We start from the raw sequence: 1,743 nt of genomic DNA on the forward strand, positions 1-1,743 counted from the left end.
TTGCAATTCTGTCCAATGCAATCGAAAGCGATGACTTTGATCATGGGACAATTAAACGTCTTTGCCAAAATCTAATTGACGCAGAAACTTACTACCAAAACACGAACGACCCTAGCGCATCTATCGAAATTTTAGGACTGATCGATTCCACCTTTGGAAAATATCCTGCAAAATCTCTACAAACATTACAAAATGGACTTGAAATATATATAAGATCCTGCACCTCTCAGAACTCGATCAAAGCAAATGACTTGCTGCAGCGCACGACTCCACCACCACGGGTTTTGGCAGGAGAAAGAAACTCAGGAAAGGTTATAAGAGTAGTGCACTCTAGCACCGGAGTAAACTACGGCTTTATTCAAAGCATTCAAGGTGACACCCTATTTTTCCCCCGAAAAGAGCTTACCCCACGAAACATGCTGGATAAAGAATACTTAGATGTAGAGGTAACTTTCACAGAAGGAACAAGCGAAAAAGGCAGTTGCGCTCGCGAAATACTTAAAATCTAAAATCTAACCCGAGCGATATTTTTCGCTCGGGTGCCCCCCTAAAAAATTATATATTATACGATTTAAATTTAATTATATCTTCACCAACCCAATCATTCAAAATCAACATCCGCGCCTGAATTGGTTCCAGCTCATTTGCCGCGTAGATCTGCGCTGCATCTCTAATAGATCCAAACCCGCCCGCATTCTGCGGGACAATCCCCATCAACTGCGGTGGAATACGTAAGCTGGCTAACACGTCGTCTCGGGTCTGATTTTTAATCGAGTTGAACTCATCCTTGGCGGCAACTTCGCTAACCGGAATCAGTTGAATTCCGTCCTTCTTCCCGGTCGGCGAATAGACAAACAGATTCCGAAAATTCCCCGGTCCCTTCGAGTCCTTCAACGCCTTGCGCAGCGCATCAATGTCCGCCTCCGTCTGCGCCGCGTCCGTCATGTACAGGATGAAGCCTGCGTGACTGCCATTTTCATAGTACTTGCGCCGAAACAGCGTCGCCGACTCGTTCAGCAACGCCGACTGCAAGGCACTGATCCACTCCGGTAACCCGTAAATCTCCTGATGCAAGTCAGCCTCGCGCAGATGAAAAATACTGTCCTGTTCAAAGGCGTGCTCGTCCTTCCATCCACGCACTTGGTAGAACTGCCCGTCCAGCCCGACGCGCATGTACTTGGCTAGAGGAGCTTCCAGTTTGCGAATGCCGCCCAGCCTCGAACGCCGGCCCTCAAGGTAGCCGTTGCCCAGACACAAGAAGTCCAGGGCGAACTGCTCGAACGTAGCCCTGGACAGCAGCGGATGCGGGATAAACGTCTTGCTCAACAAATTGCGCTTGAACATCAACCCCGAATGCAGATGCACGCTCGCCCCCACCGACCGGGCCAGACCATCCAGCGACAACGGCGGCTCATACCACCGCCCGTTGAACCAGCACTCCAGGTAATCGAACACCTCCCGACCACCCAGCACCGGCGTCGGCTCGCCGAAGGAAAACACCTGAGTCCCGGCGCCGGTGCTGGGTAAGGTCGCGGGCAACGTCTGGTTGGCGAGTTGTTCGGTCATCAGTAAATCTCCATGCGCCCGGTGTTGGCAGTGGTCTGCCCCTCAAGCGGTTCGTGGTGCAATGCGTGAAAGAGCGCCCAGGCCAGGTCGGCGTGGCCGGTGTTGTCGTTGCGGCCGGCGGTGTAGGTGTACTGGCGTCCACCGGCGGTAACGGTTTTGCGGATTGCCATCAGCGAC

At 52.0% G+C, this 1,743-nt stretch carries 3 protein-coding genes; 1 reads left to right on the forward strand and 2 read right to left on the reverse strand.

All coding sequences use genetic code 11. The annotated features are described in order from the left end of the window. A partial coding sequence (locus AC1DLB_RS29240) for a hypothetical protein (RefSeq protein ID WP_477786211.1) occupies positions 1-509 on the forward strand: 509 nt, incomplete at its 5' end. A 46-nt stretch (positions 510-555) separates the two neighbouring features. On the opposite strand, the gene AC1DLB_RS29245 is transcribed toward AC1DLB_RS29240, so the two are convergent. Both AC1DLB_RS29245 and AC1DLB_RS29250 read right to left on the reverse strand, forming a co-directional pair. After that, positions 556-1,566 carry a phage portal protein gene (locus AC1DLB_RS29245; RefSeq protein ID WP_477779296.1) on the reverse strand — a complete coding sequence of 337 codons (1,011 nt, stop codon included), beginning with the start codon at positions 1,564-1,566 and terminating at the stop codon, positions 556-558. Then, a partial coding sequence (locus tag AC1DLB_RS29250) for a phage terminase large subunit family protein (protein ID WP_477786212.1) occupies positions 1,566-1,743 on the reverse strand: 178 nt, incomplete at its 5' end. The genes AC1DLB_RS29245 and AC1DLB_RS29250, both read right to left, overlap by 1 nt.

The sequence above is a fragment of the Pseudomonas sp. 05N434 genome (assembly GCF_056396965.1).